The sequence below is a fragment of the Marinobacter metalliresistant genome, assembly GCF_038098645.1.
Classification (GTDB): Bacteria; Pseudomonadota; Gammaproteobacteria; order Pseudomonadales; family Oleiphilaceae; genus Marinobacter; species Marinobacter metalliresistant.
This window is the reverse complement of record NZ_CP101118.1, coordinates 1,787,036-1,811,065: the sequence shown is the minus strand read 5'-3', so window position 1 is coordinate 1,811,065 and position 24,030 is coordinate 1,787,036. Positions and strand designations below refer to the sequence as shown.

At 52.9% G+C, this 24,030-nt stretch carries 28 protein-coding genes; 16 read left to right on the top strand and 12 right to left on the bottom strand.

From position 1 onward, the window contains the following. Positions 1-8: 8 nt before the first annotated feature. From NLK58_RS08545 to NLK58_RS08535, 3 genes are all read left to right on the top strand, one after another. Positions 9-584, top strand: coding sequence for a HupE/UreJ family protein (locus tag NLK58_RS08545; protein ID WP_341582511.1), 576 nt, complete (start codon positions 9-11; stop codon positions 582-584). A gap of 675 nt (positions 585-1,259) precedes the next feature. Beyond that, on the top strand, positions 1,260-2,264 hold the full coding sequence (locus tag NLK58_RS08540; RefSeq protein WP_227539484.1) for a DNA cytosine methyltransferase: 1,005 nt from the start codon (positions 1,260-1,262) through the stop codon (positions 2,262-2,264). Positions 2,265-2,342: 78 nt separating this feature from the next. Continuing rightward, entirely contained in the window at positions 2,343-3,419 is a 1,077-nt protein-coding gene (locus NLK58_RS08535; protein WP_227539523.1) for a restriction endonuclease, read from the top strand. A gap of 1 nt (position 3,420) precedes the next feature. Here the strand turns inward: NLK58_RS08535 and NLK58_RS08530 are convergent, their stop codons facing one another. The 3 genes from NLK58_RS08530 to NLK58_RS08520 are packed head-to-tail and all read right to left on the bottom strand — an operon-like array spanning position 3,421 to position 7,237. Beyond that, positions 3,421-3,801 carry a very short patch repair endonuclease gene (locus NLK58_RS08530; RefSeq protein ID WP_341582784.1) on the bottom strand — a complete coding sequence of 127 codons (381 nt, stop codon included), beginning with the start codon at positions 3,799-3,801 and terminating at the stop codon, positions 3,421-3,423. Positions 3,802-3,845: 44 nt separating this feature from the next. Beyond that, entirely contained in the window at positions 3,846-5,000 is a 1,155-nt protein-coding gene (locus NLK58_RS08525; RefSeq protein ID WP_341582510.1) for a response regulator, read from the bottom strand. Next, entirely contained in the window at positions 5,000-7,237 is a 2,238-nt protein-coding gene (locus tag NLK58_RS08520; RefSeq protein WP_117618105.1) for an ATP-binding protein, read from the bottom strand. The genes NLK58_RS08525 and NLK58_RS08520 overlap by 1 nt, the downstream gene beginning before the upstream one ends. Before the next feature lie 826 nt (positions 7,238-8,063). On the opposite strand from NLK58_RS08520, the gene NLK58_RS08515 reads away from it, so the two are divergent. Both NLK58_RS08515 and NLK58_RS08510 read left to right on the top strand, forming a co-directional pair. Then, positions 8,064-8,726 (top strand): hypothetical protein, encoded by a 663-nt coding sequence (locus NLK58_RS08515; protein ID WP_117618104.1) that lies wholly within the window; start codon positions 8,064-8,066, stop codon positions 8,724-8,726. Between the two features lie 137 nt (positions 8,727-8,863). Next, positions 8,864-9,169 carry a hypothetical protein gene (locus tag NLK58_RS08510; protein WP_117618103.1) on the top strand — a complete coding sequence of 102 codons (306 nt, stop codon included), beginning with the start codon at positions 8,864-8,866 and terminating at the stop codon, positions 9,167-9,169. Between the two features lie 61 nt (positions 9,170-9,230). On the opposite strand, the gene NLK58_RS08505 is transcribed toward NLK58_RS08510, so the two are convergent. The 3 genes from NLK58_RS08505 to NLK58_RS08495 form a co-directional block, all read right to left on the bottom strand. Then, entirely contained in the window at positions 9,231-9,665 is a 435-nt protein-coding gene (locus tag NLK58_RS08505) for a tautomerase family protein (RefSeq protein WP_117618102.1), read from the bottom strand. Between the two features lie 73 nt (positions 9,666-9,738). Beyond that, entirely contained in the window at positions 9,739-10,230 is a 492-nt protein-coding gene (locus NLK58_RS08500; protein WP_341582509.1) for an MOSC domain-containing protein, read from the bottom strand. 103 nt (positions 10,231-10,333) lie between these two features. Then, on the bottom strand, positions 10,334-11,086 hold the full coding sequence (locus NLK58_RS08495; RefSeq protein WP_341582508.1) for an SDR family NAD(P)-dependent oxidoreductase: 753 nt from the start codon (positions 11,084-11,086) through the stop codon (positions 10,334-10,336). Positions 11,087-11,274: 188 nt separating this feature from the next. On the opposite strand from NLK58_RS08495, the gene NLK58_RS08490 reads away from it, so the two are divergent. Both NLK58_RS08490 and NLK58_RS08485 read left to right on the top strand, forming a co-directional pair. Continuing rightward, complete coding sequence (locus NLK58_RS08490; protein WP_341582507.1) at positions 11,275-12,579, top strand: ferredoxin reductase family protein; 1,305 nt, start codon at positions 11,275-11,277, stop codon at positions 12,577-12,579. Between the two features lie 180 nt (positions 12,580-12,759). Beyond that, positions 12,760-13,218 (top strand): DUF4174 domain-containing protein, encoded by a 459-nt coding sequence (locus NLK58_RS08485; protein WP_341582506.1) that lies wholly within the window; start codon positions 12,760-12,762, stop codon positions 13,216-13,218. Positions 13,219-13,237: 19 nt separating this feature from the next. Here NLK58_RS08485 and NLK58_RS08480 read toward each other — a convergent pair whose 3' ends face one another. Continuing rightward, on the bottom strand, positions 13,238-13,405 hold the full coding sequence (locus NLK58_RS08480) for a hypothetical protein (protein WP_341582505.1): 168 nt from the start codon (positions 13,403-13,405) through the stop codon (positions 13,238-13,240). 405 nt (positions 13,406-13,810) lie between these two features. On the opposite strand from NLK58_RS08480, the gene NLK58_RS08475 reads away from it, so the two are divergent. Then, positions 13,811-14,422, top strand: coding sequence for a c-type cytochrome (locus NLK58_RS08475; RefSeq protein ID WP_162893699.1), 612 nt, complete (start codon positions 13,811-13,813; stop codon positions 14,420-14,422). A 19-nt stretch (positions 14,423-14,441) separates the two neighbouring features. Continuing rightward, on the top strand, positions 14,442-15,434 hold the full coding sequence (locus NLK58_RS08470; protein WP_117618099.1) for a c-type cytochrome: 993 nt from the start codon (positions 14,442-14,444) through the stop codon (positions 15,432-15,434). 47 nt (positions 15,435-15,481) lie between these two features. On the opposite strand, the gene NLK58_RS08465 is transcribed toward NLK58_RS08470, so the two are convergent. Next, positions 15,482-16,384 (bottom strand): formate/nitrite transporter family protein, encoded by a 903-nt coding sequence (locus tag NLK58_RS08465; protein WP_341582504.1) that lies wholly within the window; start codon positions 16,382-16,384, stop codon positions 15,482-15,484. Between the two features lie 282 nt (positions 16,385-16,666). Here NLK58_RS08465 and NLK58_RS08460 point away from each other — a divergent pair, with 282 nt between their 5' ends. From NLK58_RS08460 to NLK58_RS08445, 4 genes are all read left to right on the top strand, one after another. After that, positions 16,667-16,801, top strand: coding sequence for a hypothetical protein (locus NLK58_RS08460; RefSeq protein ID WP_341582503.1), 135 nt, complete (start codon positions 16,667-16,669; stop codon positions 16,799-16,801). Positions 16,802-16,897: 96 nt separating this feature from the next. Beyond that, a complete protein-coding gene (locus NLK58_RS08455) occupies positions 16,898-17,251 on the top strand; it encodes a type II toxin-antitoxin system RelE/ParE family toxin (RefSeq protein WP_117618097.1) in 354 nt (117 codons plus the stop codon). Between the two features lie 14 nt (positions 17,252-17,265). Further along, positions 17,266-17,577 (top strand): helix-turn-helix transcriptional regulator, encoded by a 312-nt coding sequence (locus NLK58_RS08450; protein WP_117618096.1) that lies wholly within the window; start codon positions 17,266-17,268, stop codon positions 17,575-17,577. A gap of 94 nt (positions 17,578-17,671) precedes the next feature. After that, positions 17,672-18,967, top strand: a complete 1,296-nt coding sequence (locus NLK58_RS08445) for a mechanosensitive ion channel domain-containing protein (RefSeq protein ID WP_341582502.1) — start codon at positions 17,672-17,674, stop codon at positions 18,965-18,967. Positions 18,968-19,095: 128 nt separating this feature from the next. Here NLK58_RS08445 and NLK58_RS08440 read toward each other — a convergent pair whose 3' ends face one another. The 4 genes from NLK58_RS08440 to NLK58_RS08425 form a co-directional block, all read right to left on the bottom strand. Beyond that, positions 19,096-19,530: a DUF3010 family protein gene (locus NLK58_RS08440; protein ID WP_341582783.1), complete on the bottom strand. Its 435-nt coding sequence runs from the start codon at positions 19,528-19,530 to the stop codon at positions 19,096-19,098. Between the two features lie 29 nt (positions 19,531-19,559). Beyond that, the gene (locus tag NLK58_RS08435; RefSeq protein ID WP_117618094.1) at positions 19,560-19,904 is read right to left on the bottom strand and encodes a PBPRA1643 family SWIM/SEC-C metal-binding motif protein; all 345 of its coding nucleotides are present in this window, start codon (positions 19,902-19,904) and stop codon (positions 19,560-19,562) included. 201 nt (positions 19,905-20,105) lie between these two features. After that, positions 20,106-20,606, bottom strand: coding sequence for a hypothetical protein (locus tag NLK58_RS08430; protein ID WP_341582501.1), 501 nt, complete (start codon positions 20,604-20,606; stop codon positions 20,106-20,108). Positions 20,607-20,703: 97 nt separating this feature from the next. Further along, the gene (locus tag NLK58_RS08425) at positions 20,704-20,928 is read right to left on the bottom strand and encodes a hypothetical protein (RefSeq protein ID WP_341582500.1); all 225 of its coding nucleotides are present in this window, start codon (positions 20,926-20,928) and stop codon (positions 20,704-20,706) included. A gap of 459 nt (positions 20,929-21,387) precedes the next feature. Here NLK58_RS08425 and NLK58_RS08420 point away from each other — a divergent pair, with 459 nt between their 5' ends. Genes NLK58_RS08420 through NLK58_RS08410 form a run of 3 tightly spaced genes read left to right on the top strand, consistent with a single transcriptional unit; the run spans position 21,388 to position 23,925 of the window. Continuing rightward, complete coding sequence (locus NLK58_RS08420) at positions 21,388-21,699, top strand: type II toxin-antitoxin system HigB family toxin (RefSeq protein ID WP_341582499.1); 312 nt, start codon at positions 21,388-21,390, stop codon at positions 21,697-21,699. A gap of 5 nt (positions 21,700-21,704) precedes the next feature. Continuing rightward, positions 21,705-22,121 carry a type II toxin-antitoxin system HigA family antitoxin gene (locus NLK58_RS08415; protein WP_117618092.1) on the top strand — a complete coding sequence of 139 codons (417 nt, stop codon included), beginning with the start codon at positions 21,705-21,707 and terminating at the stop codon, positions 22,119-22,121. Between the two features lies 1 nt (position 22,122). Further along, positions 22,123-23,925, top strand: coding sequence for a DEAD/DEAH box helicase (locus NLK58_RS08410; protein WP_117618091.1), 1,803 nt, complete (start codon positions 22,123-22,125; stop codon positions 23,923-23,925). Positions 23,926-24,030 lie beyond the last annotated feature (105 nt).

Sequence of the window (24,030 nt, the reverse complement as noted above, 5' to 3'; positions counted from 1 at the left end):
AGAAAACCATGAAACTCACAGCCAAACTCCTCACCGCTGCCGCGCTGCTGACTGCCTCCGCCACTGCCATGGCCCATTCCGGCCACGCCGAAGGCGGCTTCACCAGCGGCCTGCTGCACCCCATGCTGGGCCTGGACCACCTGCTGGCCATGGCCGCCATCGGCTTCTGGAGTGTGCGCCAGAGCAAGCACATGAAAAACGCCACCCCCGCCTTCGTGATCGGCGGCATGATTCTTGGCGCCACCCTCGCCTGGGGCGGCCTGAGCCTGCCGGGCGTGGAAACAGGGATTACCTTCTCCGTACTGGTCGCGGGCATCCTGATTGCCACACTGGCAAAACTGCCGACGGCTGTGGGTGGCACTCTGGTTGGTGCGTTTATGCTGTTTCACGGTTTTGCGCATGGTGCTGAAATGCCCGCAGGTGCGACACTTGCCGCTTACTTGGCTGGTTTTTCAATCGCTACGCTCGGCATCACCCTTATTGGGCGTGGGCTGGGTAGCGTGATGCTGAAGGCGGATAGCCGGTTTAGCCGTGGTGTTGGTGGTGTGTTCGCGATTGCTGGGGCATTCCTGGCAGCTGCTTGATACGCACTTAGAAACTACCAAAAAACAGGAAAGCTGCTTGAGAAACCGAGCGGCTTTTTAATTAGCCATTTCAAAAGTAAATCTGACCCTTTTTCGGCAGAACCGGTAGATGTTCGCAGTGCCTGTTGTGGAAGAAGATCTTCGCAATGCGAAGCAGTGCCGAAGGACTGCAGCAATTGAATTCCCGAGCGGGTTTTTATGAGCTGTTCCATGTATTGAAGGAAATGCGGCCCCGCAGGGCGGCAACCTCTCGGGTGGCCAGCAACAGCAGTTAGACATTTGAAGAACGCTTGTGATCGAGCCTCAGCGACTAATTATGGATAGACTCGGGGAGGGGCCAGACAAATATTGTTGCGCAGATTGGGGAGGTGATTCTCCGCCTCATCGAAGAAGGCAGGCTTACGGTGTTGCTGGTTGCATAAAAGTTGTCGTTTGCAATGAAGCTGGGGGATCGGTTTGCGAATTTGGAGTTGATCAAGCAGCGTCTCTCGGTGTAATCAACTAACGCCCATCATTAGATCCGTATTGGTTTCATTTCCTTGGAGAAAATCTCCACAGCGACTATTCAGAGCACGCTACTCGCTGGCGGTAATACTGGTACAAGCCAGAATTACCTAATTTATCCACAAATGAGACGAAGCAGTTGGTAACCTGGTAGTATTGCGGGCAAATTCGATGGCAGGTAAAAAACGACACATGCTCACTTTTGCTGATCTTTTCTGTGGAGGAGGCTTTGGGGCTAGAGGCGCTGTGGCCGCAGGTGCCCAGCCAATCCTGGCGGTGGATGCTTGGGAGATTGCCACGGAAACATACAAAAGCAACTTCCCCACTGCAAAGGTTCTCTGCTCACCAATTGAAGATATTGCTCCTCAGGAACTTGCAGCGAACTATCGTCCTGATGTTCTGCTTACCTCTCCCGAGTGTACATCCCATTCGATTGCACGCGGCGCCAAACCCGGATGTGAGCAGAGCAAAGAAACTGCCATCGGGATCATCCCCTGGATTGATGCAATGAAGTCTCGCTGGTTGATAGTTGAGAACGTTAACCGTATGAAGAAATGGGGGCGCCACAAAGAACTGATAAGTGCTATTCAGTCCCATGGCTATCAGGTAAACGATCTGGTTCTAAATGCTGCAGACTTCGGTGTGCCTCAATCACGGAAACGCATGTTTTTGGTATGTGATCGAGAGGGCTCGATAATTTCCCGAGAAGACCTATTAGCGATGCACAAACGGCCCGTCCGGTCCGCCCGATCGATAGTCGATTGGTCAGGTACCTACAAAAGCCGTCCCCTCTATACTGAGAAGAGAGCTCAAGCCACGATTGTTAGGGCTGAGCGCGCTATCAAAGAGTTGGGTCCCGGCAAAGACTTCATCATTGTGTATTACGGTTCGGACTATGCTGGAGGGTGGCAATCATTGGATGCTCCTCTGCGGACTGTAACAACTCTCGATCGGTTTGGTTTGGTCACTTGGCAAGGTGGAGTTCCTTATTTAAGAATGCTGCAGCCGCCCGAGTTGCTAAAAGCTATGGGTGCTGGCTCTAAGCACGAACTCCCCCATGGCAGTCGAAGGGACAAGATCAAATTGTGCGGTAACGGCGTCTGCTCTCCCGTAATGGAGATCATTTTCAGGAAAATTGCACAGATTGAAGATGAAGAGCTTGGGCTGGCTTCCTGAATGAGCTTGTCTGATACAGACTTAATCGTCGACCATGTTTATGGCGGCTCACGCAAGGGAAACGCCTAAGACGACCCTCTGCCGCAGCTGCTTGGTGTCGATAGTGGCGCGGGTTTCCGCCACCTGGGAAAGCGGCCTAGTATTGATACCCTTAAATTACTAGCATTGATAACTAACTTTAATGATCCTGACTGGCCGGATCATTTGGATACGGAAAGTGGGCTGTTCACCTACTACGGCGACAACAAGACAGCCCGCGGGATACACGATACCCTCAGACAGGGAAACCAGATTCTTCGGAATCTATTCGATGCCCGTCATTCTCCGGTCTCCCTTGATCACTTCCCTGTTGTCCTGCTTTTTGGTGGCTCCGGACAGTATCGGGATATGCGTTTCCTAGGGCTTGCTGTGCCAGGAGCCCAGAATCTTGGGCCAGATGACGATTTGGTGGCGATTTGGCGATCGAAGGGGCCTGATAACTTCAGATTTCAGAACTACAAGTCGATATTCACGATACTCGATGTGCCCGTCATCAGCCGTAAATGGCTGAACGACGTAAAAGCCGGAAACGCCGTATCGTCCAGTCATGCTCCAAGACTCTGGCTTGAATGGGTGTCTGGACGGCGATATTCACCCCTGTATGCACCGCACAGTATCGACATTCGAAACAAAGAACAGCAACTCCCCAAGACTGCTGAGGACTACAATATCCTCTCGCTACTCCATGAAAAATATCAGGATAACCCGATTGGGTTCGAAGCTGCTGCAGTGGAGATTTCGAGGCTTTTTATGCCGGATATCGGCCACTGTGAGATAACACGCCCATGGCGTGACGGCGGTAGGGATGCAGTTGGTGCGTATAGAATAGGATTGGGTAGGAGCGCAATTGAGGTTGAGTTCGCGCTGGAAGCAAAATGTTATGCACCAAATGGGAAGGGTGTCGGGGTACGAGAGCTATCCAGGCTGCTGTCACGCCTGAGGCACAGACAGTTCGGTGTTCTTGTAACGACTTCCTATCTTGCGACTCAGGCCTACAGGGAGTTGAAAGAGGATCAGCATCCCGTAGTCATTATCTCTGGGATAGACATTGTTACCACTCTGAAGAAACGCGTAGGGTCGCTAGACCAGATCAAGCGATGGCTCGAAAGTCTTTGAATCACTGATTATTCTTCTGTTCATTCAGGACTTGAACCACCCGGCCAACACTCTCTTCCAAAGAAGACTTAAGTTCATGCTCCCATATTCGGATTACCCGCCACCCCTGCGACCTAAGGATTTGGTTGTTTTTTTGATCTCTTTTGACATTGGCATCAATTTTATTCTGCCAGAATCTGGCTCTGGTTTTAGGTGCCGTAAAGTGATCAGGGCATTTGTGCCAGAAACAACCGTCGACAAAAACAACGACCTTATAAGTCGTGAATAATAGATCTGGATTTCCCGGAAGCTTGCTCTTGAGGCGATATCGATAGCCACAATGCCATAACGCTCTACGTAGAATTATTTCTGGTTTTGTGTTCCTTCCTTTAATTTGGGACATGCAATAGGAGCGTTGTTTAGCTGTCAAAATATCAGAGCGCATGACTAGTCCGTCACGAACGATTGTTCGACCTTTTCCCAGACATACTCTTTTTTGTAATCGGGCGTACCAATTCGACCATAATAATTAGAAAAAAGTTGCATATATTCCTCTCGGTAGGGGTTGTCTAGAGAGCATACAACTTCATATTTTTCTGAATCGGAATTTGGCAAATGAACCAAATCCTGAAAATCTACAACACAATCGGGTAAGAAAAATGTGCCAGGAAGGAACCTGTACCGGGCCTTGTACCTGTTATTTACAAGATTCTTTACGCGGTTTTTTGCCGCGCTTACGCGAGCTTCGCTTTTTCTACCTTTTTGGGCTGCAGGGAGCTCTTTAAATGTTTTTGCCTCGGCTTGCCAATCCTTATAAAGATGGTGCTCTGGTAAGGCATAAATTCTTGCTAAAAGTACGTTTTCTGCATTATCTTGTTCAAAGTCGCAGGCCGGAGTAAGAACCATCCATAATGTTCCATCTTTCTTTTTCTTAAATATATCTGCAGGATTGCAGGTATCTCCTCGATGTGGATATAAATACATCTCTAGGGGGGTGATATGATCGAGATCCGAACCGAGTAAGCTTTTAACGCTTGTCTGAGAAAGATTGTTAGCCAAGTTTCGGGCTGCAAGAAGCGCGATATCTTTAGAAATATTATCAACAGGCAAATTTTTGAGAGGCTCTTCAAGGCAGTCCCAGATATAAGCCCTGCTCTGTTCTTCAATGTGCCGAGTTAGGAGCGGTAAACCAGTCTCAAGAATAGCTGAAACAGCAGTACGCACCTCCGCTGGGGGCGCACCTTTGTCGACGACTTTCACGACGTGACTCTCAAGATGCTTAACTTTAGAAGGGAAACCAGTATAAAAAATAACAGGAACAAAACGAATAGATTTAAGAGAATCCAGCAGTTCCTCTCCGCGCTGATCTTCTTTCTCAAAATTTTCGGACGGATCAGGATCATGCCTATCTTCATGTACGTCCAAAAAGATCAAGTCAAACCTATGACTTCCAATCAACGAGAGTCCTTCATCGAAAGAAGTCACAGAAGTAAACTCAAAATCTTGGCCGTTCATCCTGCTGGATAGTATCCTCTCAAGATCTTTATGCATATCTGCATCGTCATCTACGGAAAGAACTCTCCAATTCGGCATCGTCATCATTAAACCCTTTTATTAATAATTATACGGAATGCAGTACCACCAGAACTCCCAGTATCCAATAGTTCAACGGTTCCGTTATAGTAATCATGAACAATTTCTCCAACCAAACATAAGCCTAGCCCGTGGCCGTCTGGTTTTCGGGAAAAATAAGGCTCGAATATCAAATCCTTGTATTTCTGATCTATACCTGGGCCAGTATCAGAAAAAATGATTTCCAATGAGCTGTCCTTTCTGCGCTCGATCATCACATGAATACGTCGGGATTCTTTAGGGACAGACTTCAGCCAGTAAATGCTGTTCGTTATTAGATTGGTAAATATCTCCGAAAGTTCTGTGGTGTCGATGCTTACCAATGTTTGCGTGGATGGAATGTCAGCAATTATAGAAGCATCATCAAATTCTTTTGAATATAAAGAGAAGATTTCATTTACAAGGTCTTCGATATAATATTTTTTTGGCCTGCCACGTTTGCGGCCGCCGAATGGCTCCGCTCTGCGGAAGACATCTCTAAGAATAGACGATTGACTTACTATCTTGAAAAAACTCTTCTCAAGCTCTTTTAATTGAGCAGATTCAGGTATTTCTGAGACAAGATCTTCAGCAATCTCCTGTCCTAAACCTGCCTCGGTTTGGATTTTTGCTAAAGGTTGACGTCCATCGTGGAGGATCTTATCAACGATACCGCCGAGGGTGGCTAGAGCGTGATACTGGGACAATACGCCTTGTAGCTTTTTGATCTGCTTCTTCCAGTCATCTTCGGCTTTATTTATTAGTTTTAATGTGGACTCTTTATTTATATCGTCTCCGCTTACAGCTTTGGCTAGCTCACTAAAGTCAGGAGAATCGAAAAGCCCTTTTTGTTCACCATTATTTTTTTCGTTCGGTTTTTTTCGTTTGAACGAATACCTAAGATTTTCGGTCTCGTTCAAAATAAACTTCATTATATCTTGGAGGTCGAAATATGCCTGATTGTTGTCGAGACCCTCCCGATTGCTGCGGTCATGGAGCTGTGGGTTTTTATCCGCCGTTATAGCAATGTAACCTGTTATTTGGTTGTTAGACAGTCTTTTTGTAGGGGACTGCACGCGCCTTAGGTCAAGTCTGAGCCAGTCATTGTCCGGTTCTCCATATGGAAGTACTCGAAATCCATCTCTATAGATATTTATTCCTGCTATCGCATTTAAATCTTTTCTGATACTCCTGACGCCGCCACCCACTTTTTGGTCTACGTTCTCTAACTCGTCCCGGTCCCATATACGGAGCTCAAAGTCGAAAGGGCCACATTCAACAGACCTCTCTTTCTGGTTCTCGATGGTAAGCTCAAATTCTTGGCTAGATGTATGTAGCATCCACTCTCCTCTTGAGAAGGTTTTATAGAGGAACCCGGAAAAATTGTGATCTTTACCTTCCTCCTGGATACGTACAGAAAATGAATACTCACCGGAGCCCTTTATTTTTCCTTGGACAATGTAATGAGGATAATTAATTATCTCAGGCGGTGAAATCCGTGAGCTAAATTCGCTGTGCTCTTCTGGCAACTCCATAAATATATTGAAGTCGCTTTCTGAGTAAAATGGTGAAAGAAGCCTAGATAGACCCCGCTGCAAGTTCTCTAGATCGCTCTTTTCCCAGGTATGTTTCAATCTGTTCATTGTTAAAATTGTTCCATGATATGGAACTTCATAGGCTTCGTCAGCGAAATTCTCCAATCGCCAACCAGGAACTATGGCATTAGCTTCTTGCTCATCTGCTAGAAAGAGAATATCGTCTAAAAAGAGGTCGTCATTTTCGAACTGTGTCCAGTCGAAAACAGCATATGACTCAGTTGTAGGTTGGTCTGCTGTTCTGGTAACTAATTCAAGCTCTTGTGCAATTCTCGCTGTGGCAAACCTACCAATCCCTTTTTCACCTAAAACTCGTCTTTTTCCGCTTTTGCTTATCTTATTGTTTTTTTTGGTGGAAGTCGCAATCACCATCCAAGAATTACGGATGGTTTTCATATCCATTCCGTGTCCGTCGTCCATTACTCTAATGAATCCTCTTCCCTCCATCAGGCCCTCTGAAAAGGATATAAGGACGTTCTGAGCGTCTGCATCGTATGCGTTTTTGACGAGTTCAATTAGCGCCACAGTCTCACTGCTGATCAATTCTTCACCCAAGGTCTTCAGAATGCGTGCTTTTGGGCGAAGGGAAACCGCACCATCATCCTCAGATGACATTTGTTCTTGGTCTGTCACTACGTTTCATCCTGTCTCAGCGGCATCGGAGATCGGTAATTCGGTTGGCTGTATATCGAAATATCGAATTAGAGCCCGAACTATCGATAGAGCTTGTTTTCAAATAAGAAGCATGGCCTAGTACCTGTGCTTGGAAGTTTTCGTCCACTCATCGCTTTGTCAGCAACAGGCGTGATTTTGCCCTTATCTGGTTGAACGTTACTATAGCGTGTATTGATTAGCAGCCCTGGTCTACAGTCAGTCTGGTTTACTTTCCTTTGAAAAATCAACAGCGTTTTAGTGCCGCTATGTGTACTTCCTACTCTACTACTGACAGTCATGCGCATGAAAGCAATGAGGCTATCGGAAAACCGGGACAGATCGATTTTTTCGTCTTCGCTGATGGCCCAGCGCTAAAGTAAGTCCCTAACAACCTCCAGCGTGCTTTGGTTAAGATCGGCGTTCAGCGCAGAAAGGATTCCGTGTTTCAACAGCGAGGAGGAGTTAATGCCAAGGCAGGCCGGGGTGATTGTGCCCGGTCCTCCAGACAAATCGGAGCCCGAAGTGAGAAAACCCAGTTGTTACAGTTGCCGAAAAAAGTTTGAGCCATCTGAGCTCCGGGTCTCTTACTCGAAAAACTACTGTGAGCGCTGTGGTGTTGGGCTGTTTGGTGCGGATTATTTCAGCTTCAACGCTAAGCCCGCCCCAACTATCCGGAAGAACCTGGCTGTCCATTTCGCAGTGCTTCTTTTCGGGGTTGCTGGCTTGTTGTTATGGCTTTTGACTGGCCGGTCGTGACCGCTCAGAATCGGGACAGGCCTATTTTCTGAAAGCGTTCGACATAACCATGCACAGCAGCAGCCTGCGAGGCAGCGATTTCAAAATCACCCAGGATGGCGAGGCCATTCCGCACTCGGACTTGTTTTCGTCGTTTCAGGATACGGATCGCCTTGGCATCGTTGTCCCTCGTCGGTTTGAGGGCATTGGTGCAATGACCCTCATCATGGCCTACGTCACCGCGTTCTATGACCGCTATCGCGAGCGGGGGCCAGAGTTCTATGCCTACCCGGATTTCTTTACGTTTCAGCGAGAGGGCCCCTGTGCCGACTATGGCATGTTCGACATCTGGCCAAACCACAAGAATGTCCACGTTCCACACGACGCGCAGCAGACCACCGAAGCCATTACCGGGCGGGGCGTGAACGTTTTACTGGTTCCCGACAACGACGCGCGGGAGGTTGCGATCTCACCGGTTGAACGGGAAAGCGCCAGGCGCAATGTCCAGCGCTGCTTTGCCTACTCCGGGTCCGGTACTGCGGCGTCGTCCGATCTTGTCATCGAGTGCCGGAGTGAGCTGCTCCGGGATTATGCATTGTCCGTTCTCGACTCCCTGGCTGCCGACGAATCGATGCTGGAACAGCGCAGGCAATGGGAGGCGCGACTGGCCAGCGACACGTTGCGCCAAACGTTTCGCAAGTTGGACCTTGATGATGCTTTGCGGAGGATCTGACTTGAACAGTGGCCGACGGTTTTCGGAAAACCGGGGCAGACCTATTTTGGATGGGGTTAAGGGCATAGAATTGGCGAATGGTATCGACTGGGTGCGGATGTGCACTCAGATAACAACCGCAGCGACAGGCCCTCACTATGAATGTGGATAAAGCAAAAAAGCGTATCGCAAAGCAAGTCAAGAAGGGCTTTCACGGCTATCCGTTGGTTTCGCTAGAGTACTTTGGTAAAGCGCACTTTGGTAAAACGCCCGATTCAGCCAGCGAGGTTGTGATTTCATATACCGAGGAAGAGGGTGCGGATCCCCAGAAGCAAACGTTTGTAAGCGGCGGTGATGCCAGGGAAGACGAAACCATTCAATCCACTCTCCTCAAAATCATTGAGCGGGCGGATGCCAAAACAGTAACCGAGGTAGACGGCATTTCCACCCTCAGTGAAAGCTGAAGCTTAAAAAGAACGGGGGCAAGAAGCGGGCGCCAATGCTGGCGGGAAAACCGGGACAGATCTATCCTTTGGGCAACCTGGCGCGCTTTTCTGGCGTCATTTCCCGTTCCCACTCAGCTTCATCTCCCGGCGCAGGCAAAAACCGGCCAAACTCGATCATCTGAGTGGCTGGAATGTCCTGCAGATAGATCCAGACGTCCTCAGCGGTTACGCCTGCAATCCGGACTATCTCTTCAAGCATCTGGCTCATCAGGGCTTGCTTGACCTCCGTAGCGCGGCCTTGCCTTACCAGGCCGTGCACATACACTTGGGGCGCCGTGTTTACCTTGCCACCGACAAAGTGCTCGCCCTCATTGGTGGAAGAAAACAAAACCTGGGCAAAAAAGCGGGGCGCACCAGTTTGCGCGTGATGTGCGGTTGTTATCGCTTCCGCTATCTCGGATTTCTGCGTCTGTGAGAGGGGCAGATTGGCAACCGTAACGGTATAGGTGGGCATGGCGACATCCTGGGGAGAGTGACCTGTTCGGACTTGTTTTGGCGCGGATTGGGAATCCGGTGGTCTTGTTTCACTATAGCAATGCCTGCACATTGTCACCACGAGCCAGCTCACCCCCTTCAACCACCCGCGTAGTAATGCCTCCATGCCCACGCATGGCGTTGTACCCACCCGGCCCGAGGGCGGTCTCCATCTTGCTGCAGGGGTGGCACAGGCCCGTGTATTCCAGCACCACACCACCGATCCGGAACCTTTTGCCTTTCAGAGCCAGCAGGTTCAGGCCAGAGACGACGATGTTGCGCCGGAAAACGTCTGGTTCAATGGCTTCCCGCTGCAGGCACGAGGCAATGGCATGCAGGTGTTCTTTCTGGATCAGGGTCACCTGTCGTTTGCTGGTGTCGCGGCCTTTGAATCGATCCCCGTCCAGCCCTTTGCCCGGGGTGACCGTCACTCTCTCGAGCACCTGCATGGGCTCACCGCGTGCAGGGCGGATTCCAATCCACTCAACGCGGCCGCATTGAGGAAGTGTGTCCAGCAGGGTTTGAAGTGGGGTCGATTCAGGCATGGGCTTTACAAAACTCCTTAGGCGATGAGTTGGGGACAACAATTGTGCTTTGGTTGGTCGAAGGCTTTCCGGGTGCCTGCGTCCGCTTCCAGTGCGTGGCGGCTCAGGACAGAACCTGGCCGCCGTCCACCACCAGCGTCTGGCCGGTCATCCACCGGGCCAGATCGGAGGCCAGGAATAACGCCACGTCGGCGACTTCCTCCGGTGTGCCCAGGCGCCCGAAGGGAATCCCCCCGCGAATATGCTCGTAGAGTTCCGGATTGTGCTGACGGGCCTGGTCCCAGACGCCGCCCGGAAACTCGATCGAGCCCGGGGCAATGCCATTAACCCGCACTTTATGCGGGGCCATGGCTACCGCGAGGCTGCCGGTATAGTGAGCGACGGCGGCTTTTATGGCTGCGTAAGGGGCGGTGCGTGTCGAGGCGTGCAGGGCGGCGATGGAGGCAATGTTGATGATCGTGCCCCCGGTTTCCTTGAGCGCTGGCAGGCAGGTATGGCCGGCGCGAACCGTGCCCATCAGATCCACCTCAATGCTGCTCAGCCAGCCTTCTTCGTTGTCCTCTCGCCCGAACGCAGAGGCGCAATTGACGAGCACGTCCAGGCCACCCAGCTCGTCCATGGCGCTCTGCAGATAGGTCTCCAACGCGGTCTTGTCGCCGATGTCGCAGGGGGCCACATGCAGCGCCGCCAACCCCTCGCCTGCCACCTTTTCCGCCAGTGCGTCCAGGGACGCCTGCCCGCGTGCGCACACAGAGACGCTTGCGCCGGCTCGGGCAAACCCCAACGCGATGGCCCGGCCAATACCCTTGCTGCCACCAGCGACGATGACGCGCCGGCCGTGGAAATCAAACGTCATTGAAGGCTCCTGTTTTCCCATAAGGTTTGGTCTCGCCCTCGGGCACCGCGAACTATTTTGTCTAGGTTCTCTTTTTAAATTTCACTTTGCAATTGCCACTCAGAGCTCGGGTGCCCACGCAAGTTGACAGTATTGGCTATCATTAGGGGTATCTTGCATGATCAAAGGAAAGGAAAAAGACTCGCCAGATGAAACCGCTCCTTCTGATCGTTGCTTACCTTGTCGCTGTCACCCTGCCGTTGCTCCTGTCCGCATGGGTAGGAGGTCCACCACGCCAGTTCCACCAGGAGCTGGCCTCCGGCCTTGGCATTCTTGCCTTTTCGATGATCCTCGTGGAATTCATTCTGTCCGGACGTTTCAGGGCCATTTCAAATGACGTCGGCATGGATGTGACCATGCGGTTTCACCAGGTCATGGCTCGCACCGCACTGGCTTTTGCTCTGCTGCACCCGTTTCTTTACCAGGGGACGCCGACAGGGGGCGAGCGCCCATGGGACCCCACGCGCCAGTTGACGCTCACGACGGATTTTTCCGATCTGGCGACAGGCATTATCGCCTGGCTTCTGCTTGCCGGCCTTGTTGTCATGGCCATCGGGCGTACCCAGCTGGGCTACCGATACGAGATATGGCGCCTGTTACACGGGCTCGGCGCGCTGCTGATCGCGGTACTTCTGTTGCACCATACCGTGTATGGCGGGCGTTATGGATCTCAGCCGGTGATGACCTGGGTGTGGCTGGCCATGACGGGTGTGGCGGTTGGGTCATTGCTGATGGTGTACTTGGTGGTTCCCTGGCTGCAGAAGGCTCGCCCCTGGCGCGTGACGTCCGTCGCCCGGTTGACGCCAAAGCAATGGGAAGTGACCGTGACCCCCAACGGTCACCGTGGTCTGGATTACCAGGCCGGGCAATTCGCCTGGCTGAAGGTGGGGCATAGCCCCTTCTCGATGAAGGAAAACCCTTTCTCCATTTCCGCAGCGCCGGCGGCCGGGCCGGACGTCTCCTTCATGATCAAGGAGCTTGGCGACTTCACTCGTACTATTGGCGAGATAAAGCCTGACACCGTCGCCTATTTGGATGGCCCTTATGGCAACCTTACGGTTGATGGTCGCGAGGAACCCGGGGTCGCGCTCATCGCCGGTGGCGTTGGCCTCACGCCGTTGCTGGGCATACTCCGGCAAATGCGCCTGACCGGCGATTCGCGCAAGGTGAAGGTGGTCTATGGCAACCGGATCGTCGAGCAGATCGCCTATCAGGAAGAGTTGGGTGATGAGGGTGTGGTCTATGTGCTGTCAGAGCCGCCGGAAGACTGGCAGGGAGAGACCGGCTTCATTGATGGAGCGCTGATGGATCGTGTCTTTTCAGAGCAAGAGTTCCGTGACTGGGTGTTTGTAATGTGCGGGCCGGCGGTCATGATGGACGTTGTTGAAGATCACCTGATCCAGCGGGGCACACCCGCTCACCGGATTCTCTCGGAGCGGTTCAGCTATGACTAATCCAATCCAGCGGTTGACTCAGCGGCGGCGGCTTTCTTTGGTCATCTGGGGGCTGAATATTACCTTGGTCCTGATCCTGCTGGTTTTTGTGTTGCGCTGATGCCAAGACAGGCCAGGGGTATGATCAGGTGAGCCCAAATTCTCGTATCGTCTTGAGCTAACGATTACGGGAACAAAGACATGAGCTTCAATATAGTCGCCACCACAAGGCAAGCCACTCTGACGGTGGTGCTTTCGCTTATCACACTGACGACTCACGGGGCTGATATGAACAGGCTGAACGACTACCAGTGGAAAAACCGGCTTATTCTGGTGCAAGCCGCCAGTGAGAATGGCGGTGAGATCGAAACGCTCAGGAGTGCCCGAGCCGAAGTTGATGACCGGGATATTATCTGGTTTGTGAACACTGGGGCGGATGTGGTTTCAAATCAGAAGGCGGTTTCGGGCAGCCTCGAGAGCGATATCAAGGCCGTTCTTGATGAGTCCCGTTCGTATGGCAGAGTCCTGTTGATCGGCAAAGACGGCGGTATCAAAAGCCGCGAGTCCAGTCTCGACCTCGACGCTATTTTCCGCCGTATCGACGGCATGCCGATGCGCATTCGGGAGATGCGAACCAATCGAAGTAGCGTCAGCGATTAGGGACGTTAGACGACCTCTGTTAATCCCCTTTTTTGAACTTTGCTTTGCAGTTGCCGCTCATGCACATGGTGCAGTAGTGCTCACGGTCCTCGTGTTTGGTGCCCTCTGTGATTTTGATGCCGCAGCCGTTGCAGAACAGAACAGCAACGTCTCCTTCAAATTTTACAATGGCGTGCTGGTAATCCATGAGGCGGTTCGCGAGAACCCCATCCTTCGAGGCGGGGCGGGATAGCTTGTCGGCGAAAACCGACCCTTCTCTCACACTCCTTTTCACTGAGCTATCAATTATTAATGTAAGCGCTGTCGGTGTTCCATGTTAACGCAACAAGGCAAAATACGCGGCCAAAACAAGGTCAGATTGCCGCTAAGCTGAACGGATACCCAGCTCTGAAAAAATAGATCTGTTCCGGATTACGCTGGATGGATTAGTGGTACCAGAAAGTGACGCGAGGGACTATGATTTTAATGTGTGTCCAGCTAGATGGCTTTAGGCTGGGAGACAGGGTTATATTTTTGGCCAGGAGGCATCTCGATGCACGGTCGCGGCGGCTTTACGTGTGGACTGTTTGGTTTCTCACTTCTGATACTGTTGATGCCCACCATAGGTGCGGCTAACGAAGCAGGGAAAAAACTGGCGCAACAGGGCGGTGAAGGGGTGCAAGCCTGTTCTTCCTGTCACGGCGCGCAGGGTGGTGGGAATGCAGCCGCCGGATGGCCGCGCTTGGCGGGGTTGAATGCCGATTATATGGCCCAGCAACTCACAGCAATGGCTAACGGCACTCGGAGTAACCCGATTATGGCCCCCATCGCCTCTGCGCTTTCAGAACAGCAGCGTGGGGATGTCGCGGAATACTTCGCCAGCCTGAAACCTCCGACCATGGCACCCGGTGGGGAAGTGGATCAGAAAACCCTGCATCGGGGGGAGACGCTCGCTCAGCGTGGAGACTGGCAACAGGGTATTCCCGCTTGTACCTCCTGCCACGGCCTCCAGGGTCAAGGCGTGGGTGTCGCTTTCCCATCGATTGCGGGGCAACCGGCAACGTACCTCCAAAACCAGATCAAGGCCTGGCAGTCCGGCAGCCGCCACAACGACCCCAATGGTTTGATGGCATCGGTTGCAAAACGCCTCAGCGACGAAGATAGCCAGGCGGTGACCGCCTGGTTCGCCTCGTTGCCCGCCCAGCCTTCCAATAACGTTCAATAATCCGACCTGAGAGGCCGCCATGACAGCAAAGGACATCAAACACCCCCTTCGTGGCATCCGGAGTCCGCTGTTGCCAGCGGTCCTGGCGCTCTTTGCACTTTCAGTGAATGCCCAGGTTGATGAGACGCTCACTAAGCAGGTGGAACTTGAACCGGCTCCAGAAGCCGGTGCGGAGGGGTACCATCAGCCCCCAAGCCTCGACGATATTCCCGAGGGGCCGTTCGGTGACAGCGTGCGCAGCGGTTGGGAGGCATTCGTGAATACGCGCCAGCACCCGGAAGCCAAGCGCTTTGTGGGCAACAAGCAGAATTGCGGCAATTGTCATCTGGCCGGCGGTCTCGCCGCTAACTCCGCTCCCATGTGGGGTGCGTGGGGTATTTATCCCAAATACCGGGGCAAGAATGACCACGTCAATACCATGGATGAACGCATTCGCGGTTGCTTCACCTACTCGATGAATGCGAACAGTTCGGAGGCCGGTGGACCGCCCGAGCCCGATAGCCAGGTGCTCAAGGATCTGCAGGCGTTCTTTTTCTGGTCGGCCGAGGGGGCACCAATTGGCAAGAATCTGCCTGGGCGCGGTTACGCGGCTGTTCCCGAACCCCAGAACGGAAGCAGCGTGAGCCGTGGTGAGGAGGTGTACCAGAATCAATGCAGCATTTGCCATGGCAGTGACGGCAGTGGAAAATTCGCGGACGATGGCCGTCAGATTTTCCCGCCACTATGGGGTGCCGGAGCCTACAACTGGGGGGCTGGAATGCACCGGGTCAACACAGCGGCTGCCTTCATCAAATACAACATGCCTCTTGGAAAAGCCAGTCCTGTGGAGAAGGAAGCCGTTCTCACGGACCAGCAAGCCTGGGATGTGGCTGCCTTCATCAACAGTCACGAACGGCCTCAGGATCCCCGGTGGGAAGGCAGCAAGGCTAGCACGGACGAGAAATGGCACACGCACCAATGCCTCTACAACGAGACCGTTAGAGGACATACGTTGGGCGACGGCGCGGGTTAGCGACACCTATTAACCAGCCAGTGTGGATACCAGTGCTCGGCGCTGCATCACATTTCTTCATGAACCTGGGCGTAGGCCAGCATCGCGAACAGACCTGTACCACCGATAATGTTGCCGATGAGTACCGGGGAAATATGATAGATCAGGGCGTTGAAGACGCTCATTTCCCCACTGAGCACTAGCGTGAAAATCTCGTTTGACCCGGCAATCACATGGGTAAAGTCACCCGCCGCAATCAGCCAGGTAAACATGACGATAACCAGCATTTCGGATCTCTTCGCCGAAGGCAGCATCCACACAATAGCCGCTATGAAAAAGCCGGATGGAATACCCCGCAAAAGTGTCTCGGCCGGAGTCAGTGTTGCCAGGTGGCGCGACATCTCCACCATCGCGGCCAGGGTATCGACGGGAAGGATGCCCCCGTGGACGCCGATGGCGGCGGTAATAAACGTGCCACACAGATTGGCCACAAGCACAATTCCCCAAAGGCGGGCGGTACAATAGAACCGGTTGCGCGTCGGCTGGGCCAGAACCGGCAGCACGACGGTGATGGTGTTCTCGGTGAACAGTTGAAGCCGGCACAGGATCACGAGGACAAATCCGAACGAGTAGCCCAGGCTTTCAATCAACGTCAGGTAGGGGTGATCTGAGCCCAGATTGGAGCGGATAATCCCCTCGACGAGGACCGAGGTCGAAATCCCGAGACCTGCTGCCACGCCGGACCACCAGAGCGAGCTTTTCGGGCGTTCAAGCTCCTTTTCGCCCTCGCGCAGAATGATAGAGTAGACAGTCAGCGACGATAGATTGCTATGTTCGGCTACGGTCTCACGCTCTTTCGGAGTCAGCGACTTTTCGCTCGGCGTCGGTGTCCGTTCGCGGGATTCACGATCCTGGGCCTTGACGCGAGACCCCTGCTCGTCCGCAGCCTCCTTGGCTTCCCTGTCACTCATTCAACTGTTCCTTTGCTATCCAGAAACGCAAGTGTTGCTGCAAGATTGAGCCCGCCGAAAAGTTGTCTTTGGTATCTATGATAGCTTAGATGCTTTAATCGAACACCGCGCAGGTCGGAGTACGGGTAAATCTCTCATAGGACAGAAACCGGGACAGATTTATTTTCCGGCTTCTGTGCCTCGAGGCTAATTTGAGCCCCTATTAACCGGCTCTGTAGTTCGGTTAACATCGACCTTCAATGCACAGAATGGATTCTGTGATTCAAAAGCAAGGAGACGCTGATGCCAAGACAGGCCAGGGTGATTGTGCCCGGTTTTCCCCACCATATTGTTCAACGCGGTCATAACCGCCAACCAGTGTTCGTCGAACACCGTGATTTTGAGTACTACCTGGCGAACCTCCAGAACGGAAAATAGATCTGTCCCGGTTTTCCCGGTTGTGCCGAATGATGCTGTGCACTGGCATCTATGTACTTATTTAGGTACACTGGTTTGCGCCAAGGAAGGGGTTGTATGACAAGGAAAACGGTTAACGTCGTATTTTACAGAAGTGACAGTGGTCGAGAGCCGGTCAAAGAATGGTTGCTGAAGCTTGATAAAGAGGATCGTTCAGTGATCGGGACCGACCTGAAGACGGTGGAATATGGATGGCCACTGGGCATGCCCCTGGTAAGGGGCTTCTCTGGCAAAGCCAATTCAGACTTGTGGGAAGTCCGCAGTGATCTCTCGAACGGTCGGATTGCACGAGTCATATTCACGATGTTTCGCGGCGATATGGTGTTGCTGAACGGCTTTATCAAAAAGACTCAGAAAACACCGGATCAAGAGTTGGCGAAGGCGAGAGATCGAAAGAAGAATCTTGTCTGAATGGGAGCAATAAAATGACACAGCATAAGCACGTTGGCAGCTCTCTCGATGATCTGCTCGAATCCGATGGTACGCTTGAGCAGGTAGAAGCTGAGGCGCTGAAGCGGGTAATTGTCTGGCAGATTCAGCAGGCTATGGGGCACGCCGGCGTAAACAAGTCTCAGCTTGCCCAGAAAATGCATACCAGCCGGACTGTGGTTAACCGCCTTCTAGATGAGAAGGATACCGGTGTAACCATCACAACGCTTGTCAAAGCGGGGCGCGCTTTGGGTATGACCTGGACTTTGCAGGCTGGTGAGGATAACGGATCTGATCGCGCGGCTTGAACGAGGCTGGGAGCTTGGAAACCCGGGACAGATCTATTTTTTGGCTCCTATACTGTAAACAGACTGAATGCTGCCAAGTGCGGCCAGTTACTGAATGCTCGTTACTCGGGAGTTGTCGATGGTGGAATACTGGCAGGATTTGCTGGTGGCCATGCAGGAAATAAGTTTGCTGGATGTCATCCCGCAGGCCGCGGTTCTGGTGTTTGCGGGGGTGGCTGCGTTCTATTTGCATCATCTCATTGCCCGGCATACCGCTGCCGATTCCCAGGGCGTGCGACACTTTACGCAACGCACCATCCAGCGCCTTGCCTTTCCAATCTCGATGCTGGTGGTGGTTATGCTGGGTCGCGCGTCACTCGCCGCGCTGAATCAGGCCTATTGGGCGCTGGATCTGGCTGTCCCGCTGCTGATCTCGTTCGCCCTGATCCGCATCCTGGTTTACATGTTGCGCAAGGGGATGCGAAGCGGCCCCTTGGTCAAGGCTTCGGAAAATGTCATCAGTACCCTCATTTGGCTGGTGGTGGGCCTGCATCTCGTGGGCTTGCTGCCCGGATTGCTTGAGGCCATGGATAGCCTGGCCTTCACCGTGGGCGACCTGCGCATATCCCTGTTGGCGGTCATCAAGCTACTCCTGCTGATGGGCCTTGTGTTAGTGGTTGCCATATGGCTCTCGGGCATTATCGATCGGCGACTGTCCCAGTTGCCGTATCTGAGCCCCGGTGCGGCCGTGGGTTTCTCCAAAGTCAGCAAGCTGGTGCTGATTACCGTTGCTGGACTGTCCGTTCTTAATCTGGTCGGTATTGATCTCACGGCGCTCGCGGTGTTCGGCGGTGCCCTGGGTGTTGGCCTTGGCTTCGGCCTGCAGCGTATTGCCAGCAATTTCATCAGCGGTTTTATTCTTGTGTTCGACCGCTCGATTCGCCCCGGTGATGTGGTCAGCGTCGGTGAGAAGTTCGGCTGGGTGGTCGCACTGCATGCCCGCTATGTGGTGGTGCGCAATCGCGACGGCGTGGAGACGCTCATTCCCAACGAAAACCTGATTACCACCGAGGTGATTAACTGGTCTTATTCGGACCCCAACGTACGCCTGAAGATCCCGGTTTCGGTGAGCTACAGTGATGACGTGGAGCGTGCCATGGCCATCATGCTGGAGATTGCACGGGAGCACCCCCGCGTGATTTCGGAGCCGGAGCCGGTGTGCCGGTTAACACAGTTCGGCGACAACGGTATTCATCTGGAAGCCCGGGTCTGGGTTGCAGACCCGCAAGCAGGTTTCGGTAGCGTAAGCTCTGACATCAATCTGGAGATCTGGCGCCGATTCAAGCAAGAAGGCATCACCATCCCGTTCCCGCAACAAGACCTGTACATCAAGGAAGTGCCACCGAAATAATCATGGGAAACCCGTGGCAGATTTATTTTCCCGGAATGGTAATGCCGCAGTTGCCAAGGCAGGGTGAGGAGCACGGATGATGTGCGGGAGGCGCATAATCTCTAATTGCCGGTACACACCTTTCAGGTTCAACGACCGTGCAGCTGTCCTACATAGGCGGTGGTAAAGGCCGCTTCCTGAAAGGCCTTCAACCCCGTATCGGCAAAAGCAATTGGCAGCGGGTTGACTGCCAGGGTGGATTTGATCAGTGCCGGGGGCAGCAGGGTCACGGTAAACTCAGTACCGGTGGTCAGTTGAATGGCCGCTTCCATTTTAAAGCTGATGGCATCACCGGCAAATTTGCCTTTTGGCATCCGCTCTTTGATCGCGACACGGGTGACCCCGTACTCGGCCATTAACTCCGCGAAGGCCGCCTGGAACCGCTTCAGATCTTCACGGCTATGGTTTTTCGGCAGTGACAGTTTGCGCACCTTGCACTCCGGCAGGTTGAACTGCCCCCTGTCCATATTCAGCAAACACACCACCGCATCGCTGCCAGTCAGCTCAACCCCGCAAACAATCATAGCCATTGCCCTCTATACCCCGGTTGTCGTCAGCCACAGCACTTCTTGAATTTGATGCCACTACCGCAGTTGCAGAAGTCGTTGCGGGAGGGCGATTTTACCGTGGTGACCGTCTCTCCTTTATTCAGGATAGCGGTGAGCTCAGTGATGGATTCAGCGGCGCCCTCGCGGGTATCAACCGAAATATTCGCGTGCAGCTTCGCCTTCGCCACCTGTGCCTCAACCTCCTGTTTGCGCGCCTCACTGGTAACCACCAGCGTGAGCGGATACTTCCTGCTGCCACTCTTCTGGCTGGCGTTGGTCTGAAAGCCGCCGTAAGCGGTGTGGTGCTGGCGTGCGTCCTGCCGGCCCTTGAAGAAAAATTTATCTGACATGCTGATATCCTGATGAGGAAAGTACCCAGCCTACTGCTGTGAGGAATCTTTTAGCATGCTTGCGGAAACGGTGATATAGGCAGATATAATTTCCTGAGTCGGACCGGGGAACAGGAAAACGGAGAACAGGGTCAGGTCTTCTATTGTGCCTTGGCTACGGCTGGCTAATGGGTGTCTTGGTTTCCGCGGTTTCCGGCGGCTCTACATATCCCCTAACATCCGTCGGAAGCCATCAGAATCGAGAAAGTCAGATTCCAACTTGATCAGGTTACCATTGTTGGACTGAAAGAAGACAAACGAGGAACCCTGATCAGGCAGGAAGTAGTAGTAAGCTCTATCTGCGGCTTTCCAGATGCCCGCATCCGCACCTTGAAAAAATACGCTCTTGAAAGACTCTACGCTAGCCTGATCACAACTGTGGGCTTCTTTTTCCGATAGCGTTGCCTCGAAAAAATCAGACCATCCGCAGCCTCCCGTTTCGAGTGTGTTTTCGGTACCGAAACTGATGTATCGCTTGCCGACGGTATCGGAATACTTGATCAACAGAATGTCGTGGTTTGCACCAATTGACCCAACGATGACGGGTGATCCGGGTACCTGGAACTTCATGCCAGAATAGGCTGCTGTGATGTATGGATCGGTTTGGGCGCATGCCGAGAGAGAGGCAAAGGCCAAACCTGTTAGCAAGGCGGTTTTTTTCATATCACAATCCTTGTTTTGCCATTTCCATTTGGTTTCGAAAGTTGATCGCAACACGCTTCCGGCAGGTTTCGTAGATCTGGGTGTCGCCAGAGGCAATTCATTTTCCAATCTTTGCGACTTGTTTAATGATGCACTTGCCGCCTGGGCGGCCAGAGATTGGGCGAGGGACAAAATCCATCGCTGCTGAGCAGCTTTGTGCTTCTTCCAGTGCCTCGTAGGCGATGATCGCCATACCTTGGTTTACAGATTCAGGTGAGGTTGCTCCTTCGCCCCAGAAATAATTGATGACTGCGGATATGTGTTCGCGTTGATCAGATTCCATTGTTTCGTTCCTTGTAAACATGGCCCTTCCTGGGCGAGGAATCCGAAGATACAACGATGGTTGGGTGCCGACAAGGATGATGATGAAAAACGAAAACCAGGAAGTGCTATCCGTTAGCTCAGAGAATTCGCTCAATTGGCCACCAATGACAAGTACATTCAATTACTACAGCCCCAATTTCCACCGCTGGACTCACGATGCTCGAGATCTGGTGGAGAAGGCCAAGCGCAAATGGTTGGCACCGGTTATGAAAAAGGCCTCCTGATTGACGCTGATACCAGGGCAGGCCAGGGTGATGGTGCCCGCTTCTCCCCACCGTATTGAAGAAAAATAGATCTGTCCCGCTTTTATATCTGGTAGTTCGCGCCGGCTTGGAAACAGGATAGAAACCGTCTAACCCACAGTTTCTATTTCGGAAACTTTTTGCTATGGTTTCAAAAAAAGAAACAGGGAAAGTTCGTGCACATTATTTCAAGAAAGCCGTTCAGTGATGCGGCTAGGCAGTTTCCCAATGACCGGGAGGCTCTGGTAAATACCTACACCACGTTGCGTTATGGACGGTTTGAAACACCTGATCAGCTGCGCCAGGTGTTCCCGTCCCTGAACAATTTCAAATACCGGGACAAATGGTGGGTTATCGACATTGGCGGCAACAATTTACGGCTGATCGCCTTCATTGAGTTTCGTGATAATCGCATGTATGTGAAACACATTTGCAGCCACGCCGAATACGACCGGCTGACTGACAAATACCGTCGCAATAGGGAGTGAGGCTTATGTTATCGCCTGCTTTTGTTGAGATCAGAGAAGCGCTGGCTCGGGTGCCTTATGTGGCCCACATTGAGACCCAGGATGACTATGAGCGAGCGTTGGAGCTGATGGATCAACTGGTGGACGACTACGACGCCAATAAACTGTTAATTGAGATTCTGGCTGTCAGTATTGAGCGCTGGGAGGACCAGGCTGCAGAGTTTTCCGACTTCAATGCCGCTGTTGCAGAAACGGACAGGGGGATTGCTGTACTGAAAACCCTGATGGCTCAACACGGTCTTGGGGTTGCTGATCTGCCCGAGTTGGGCTCAAAGGGCAATGTGAGCAAGATTCTCAATGGTGCTGAAGGTAAAAAACTGACCCGCAAACACATGGAAGCCCTCGGCAAGCGGTTTGGGGTGTCTCCGGTACTGTTTTTCTAGGATGATTCAGTGTTTTGGCCCGCCCTTCAAGCTCCGGCCCTACCAGCAGGAGGCGGTCGATGCCACGCTGAATCATTTCCGCCAATCCGATGAGTCCGCCGTTATTGTGCTGCCAACCGGTGCAGGCAAAAGCCTGGTCATTGCCGAGCTGGCCCGTCTTGCCCGGCGCAGGATTCTGGTGCTGACCCACGTAAAAGAGCTGGTGGAGCAGAATCACGCCAAATACCAGAGCTATGGGTTAACGGGCGGCGTCTTCTCCGCCGGGCTGCAGCGTAAGGAAATCCGGCATCAGGTGACCTTCGCCAGTGTGCAGTCGGTATCGGCGAATCTGGATCAGTTCCGGGGTGAATACTCGCTGGTCATCATCGATGAGTGCCACCGGGTCAGCGGTGAGGATACCAGTCAGTATCAACGGATCATCGAGCTGCTGCGGCAACAGAATGACGCCCTGAAAGTGCTTGGGCTCACCGCCACACCCTATCGATTGGCCATGGGCTGGATCTATCGCTATCACTACCGGGGCTTTGTTCGCGGTTCCAGTGAAGAACAGGATAAGCCCTTTCAGCATTGCATTTATGAGCTGCCGTTGAGCTACATGATCAATCGGGGGTATCTCACGAAGCCTGAGTTGGTGAACGCGGCGGTGGCGCAATACGATTTCTCCGCGCTGGCTCAGGACCGCTTTGGCGAAGTCGCCGAGAAGGACGTTAACCAGCTGCTGAGCAAACATCAGCGTGTGACCCGTGCCATCATTGAGCAGGTGATGGAGCTGGCCGTTGAGCGCAAGGGGGTGATGATCTTTGCGGCAACGGTGGATCATGCGCGGGAGATCACCGGCTATCTGCCGGAACACCAAACCGCCCTGGTGACCGGCGCGACCGATCTGAATGAACGGGCGTTGCTGATTCAGCGCTTCAAACAGCGGCAGTTGAAGTATCTGGTGAATGTGTCCGTGCTCACCACGGGCTTTGACGCGCCCCACGTGGACTTTATCGCCATTCTTCGGCCCACCCAGTCGGTCAGCCTGTATCAGCAGATCGTGGGCCGCGGACTTCGTCTGGACGAGGGCAAACAGGATTGTCTGGTGATCGATTACGCGGGCAACCATGTGAATCTGCATCATCCGGAGGTGGGGGAGCCGAAACCGAACCCCGACAGTGAACCGGTGCAGGTGTTCTGCCCAGGCTGTGGTTTTGCCAATATCTTCTGGGGCAAGACAGACAGCGAAGGCCGTGTTATCGAGCACTACGGGCGCCGTTGTCAGGGCCTGCTGGAGCCTGCGGAAGGGGATGAAGATGCCGGGCAGAACGGGCGCCCTGAACAGTGCGATTACCGTTTTCGTTTCAAGGAGTGCCCCCACTGCGGTGGCGAGAATGATATTGCGGCCCGTAACTGCGGGCAGTGTCAAAAAGCCATTATCGACCCGGATGATCAGCTGAGAGATGCCCTGAAACTCAAGGATGCCATGGTGATCCGTTGCGCCGGGATCACGTTAAGCGCTCTTAATAGCAAAACCGGGAGCAAACTGAGGATCACCTATCACGGTGAAGATGGGGAAGAACTCAGCGAGTTTTTTGATTTCGGCAAGCCGGCGCAGCGTACCGTCTTTAACACGCTGTTTGGGCGTCGTTTCGCGAATAGCCAGGCCCCGAAAACGTTCAGCAGGACGGATGAGGTGCTTGAGATGCAGGCCTTGTTGACTGCGCCGGATTTTGTCATTGCCCGCAAGCAGAAACGCTATTGGCAGGTGCAGGAACGGATTTTTGATTATCAGGGGCAGTATCGTAAGGCGAATGAAGGGTAAGCATGCAAATCGGAGTCATCGCAGACACCCACAGCAAAATGCGTCCTGAAGCCTGTGTGGCCGGTGAAATCATCGAACTTCCGGTTTGATCAATTCGGCCCGCCG

Excerpts from the sequence above, each read along its gene's own strand:
- NLK58_RS08545 (WP_341582511.1), top strand. The coding sequence starts at position 9 with ATGAAACTCACAGCCAAACTCCTCACCGCTGCCGCGCTGCTGACTGCC.
- NLK58_RS08540 (WP_227539484.1), top strand. The coding sequence starts at position 1,260 with ATGGCAGGTAAAAAACGACACATGCTCACTTTTGCTGATCTTTTCTGT.
- NLK58_RS08530 (WP_341582784.1), bottom strand. The coding sequence starts at position 3,801 with ATGTCCCAAATTAAAGGAAGGAACACAAAACCAGAAATAATTCTACGT.
- NLK58_RS08525 (WP_341582510.1), bottom strand. The coding sequence starts at position 5,000 with ATGATGACGATGCCGAATTGGAGAGTTCTTTCCGTAGATGACGATGCA.
- NLK58_RS08515 (WP_117618104.1), top strand. The coding sequence starts at position 8,064 with ATGCACAGCAGCAGCCTGCGAGGCAGCGATTTCAAAATCACCCAGGAT.
- NLK58_RS08510 (WP_117618103.1), top strand. The coding sequence starts at position 8,864 with ATGAATGTGGATAAAGCAAAAAAGCGTATCGCAAAGCAAGTCAAGAAG.
- NLK58_RS08505 (WP_117618102.1), bottom strand. The coding sequence starts at position 9,665 with ATGCCCACCTATACCGTTACGGTTGCCAATCTGCCCCTCTCACAGACG.
- NLK58_RS08500 (WP_341582509.1), bottom strand. The coding sequence starts at position 10,230 with ATGCCTGAATCGACCCCACTTCAAACCCTGCTGGACACACTTCCTCAA.
- NLK58_RS08495 (WP_341582508.1), bottom strand. The coding sequence starts at position 11,086 with ATGACGTTTGATTTCCACGGCCGGCGCGTCATCGTCGCTGGTGGCAGC.
- NLK58_RS08490 (WP_341582507.1), top strand. The coding sequence starts at position 11,275 with ATGAAACCGCTCCTTCTGATCGTTGCTTACCTTGTCGCTGTCACCCTG.
- NLK58_RS08485 (WP_341582506.1), top strand. The coding sequence starts at position 12,760 with ATGAGCTTCAATATAGTCGCCACCACAAGGCAAGCCACTCTGACGGTG.
- NLK58_RS08480 (WP_341582505.1), bottom strand. The coding sequence starts at position 13,405 with ATGGATTACCAGCACGCCATTGTAAAATTTGAAGGAGACGTTGCTGTT.
- NLK58_RS08475 (WP_162893699.1), top strand. The coding sequence starts at position 13,811 with ATGCCCACCATAGGTGCGGCTAACGAAGCAGGGAAAAAACTGGCGCAA.
- NLK58_RS08470 (WP_117618099.1), top strand. The coding sequence starts at position 14,442 with ATGACAGCAAAGGACATCAAACACCCCCTTCGTGGCATCCGGAGTCCG.
- NLK58_RS08465 (WP_341582504.1), bottom strand. The coding sequence starts at position 16,384 with ATGAGTGACAGGGAAGCCAAGGAGGCTGCGGACGAGCAGGGGTCTCGC.
- NLK58_RS08460 (WP_341582503.1), top strand. The coding sequence starts at position 16,667 with ATGCCAAGACAGGCCAGGGTGATTGTGCCCGGTTTTCCCCACCATATT.
- NLK58_RS08455 (WP_117618097.1), top strand. The coding sequence starts at position 16,898 with ATGACAAGGAAAACGGTTAACGTCGTATTTTACAGAAGTGACAGTGGT.
- NLK58_RS08450 (WP_117618096.1), top strand. The coding sequence starts at position 17,266 with ATGACACAGCATAAGCACGTTGGCAGCTCTCTCGATGATCTGCTCGAA.
- NLK58_RS08445 (WP_341582502.1), top strand. The coding sequence starts at position 17,672 with ATGCTCGTTACTCGGGAGTTGTCGATGGTGGAATACTGGCAGGATTTG.
- NLK58_RS08440 (WP_341582783.1), bottom strand. The coding sequence starts at position 19,530 with ATGATTGTTTGCGGGGTTGAGCTGACTGGCAGCGATGCGGTGGTGTGT.
- NLK58_RS08435 (WP_117618094.1), bottom strand. The coding sequence starts at position 19,904 with ATGTCAGATAAATTTTTCTTCAAGGGCCGGCAGGACGCACGCCAGCAC.
- NLK58_RS08430 (WP_341582501.1), bottom strand. The coding sequence starts at position 20,606 with ATGAAAAAAACCGCCTTGCTAACAGGTTTGGCCTTTGCCTCTCTCTCG.
- NLK58_RS08425 (WP_341582500.1), bottom strand. The coding sequence starts at position 20,928 with ATGGAATCTGATCAACGCGAACACATATCCGCAGTCATCAATTATTTC.
- NLK58_RS08415 (WP_117618092.1), top strand. The coding sequence starts at position 21,705 with ATGTTATCGCCTGCTTTTGTTGAGATCAGAGAAGCGCTGGCTCGGGTG.
- NLK58_RS08410 (WP_117618091.1), top strand. The coding sequence starts at position 22,123 with ATGATTCAGTGTTTTGGCCCGCCCTTCAAGCTCCGGCCCTACCAGCAG.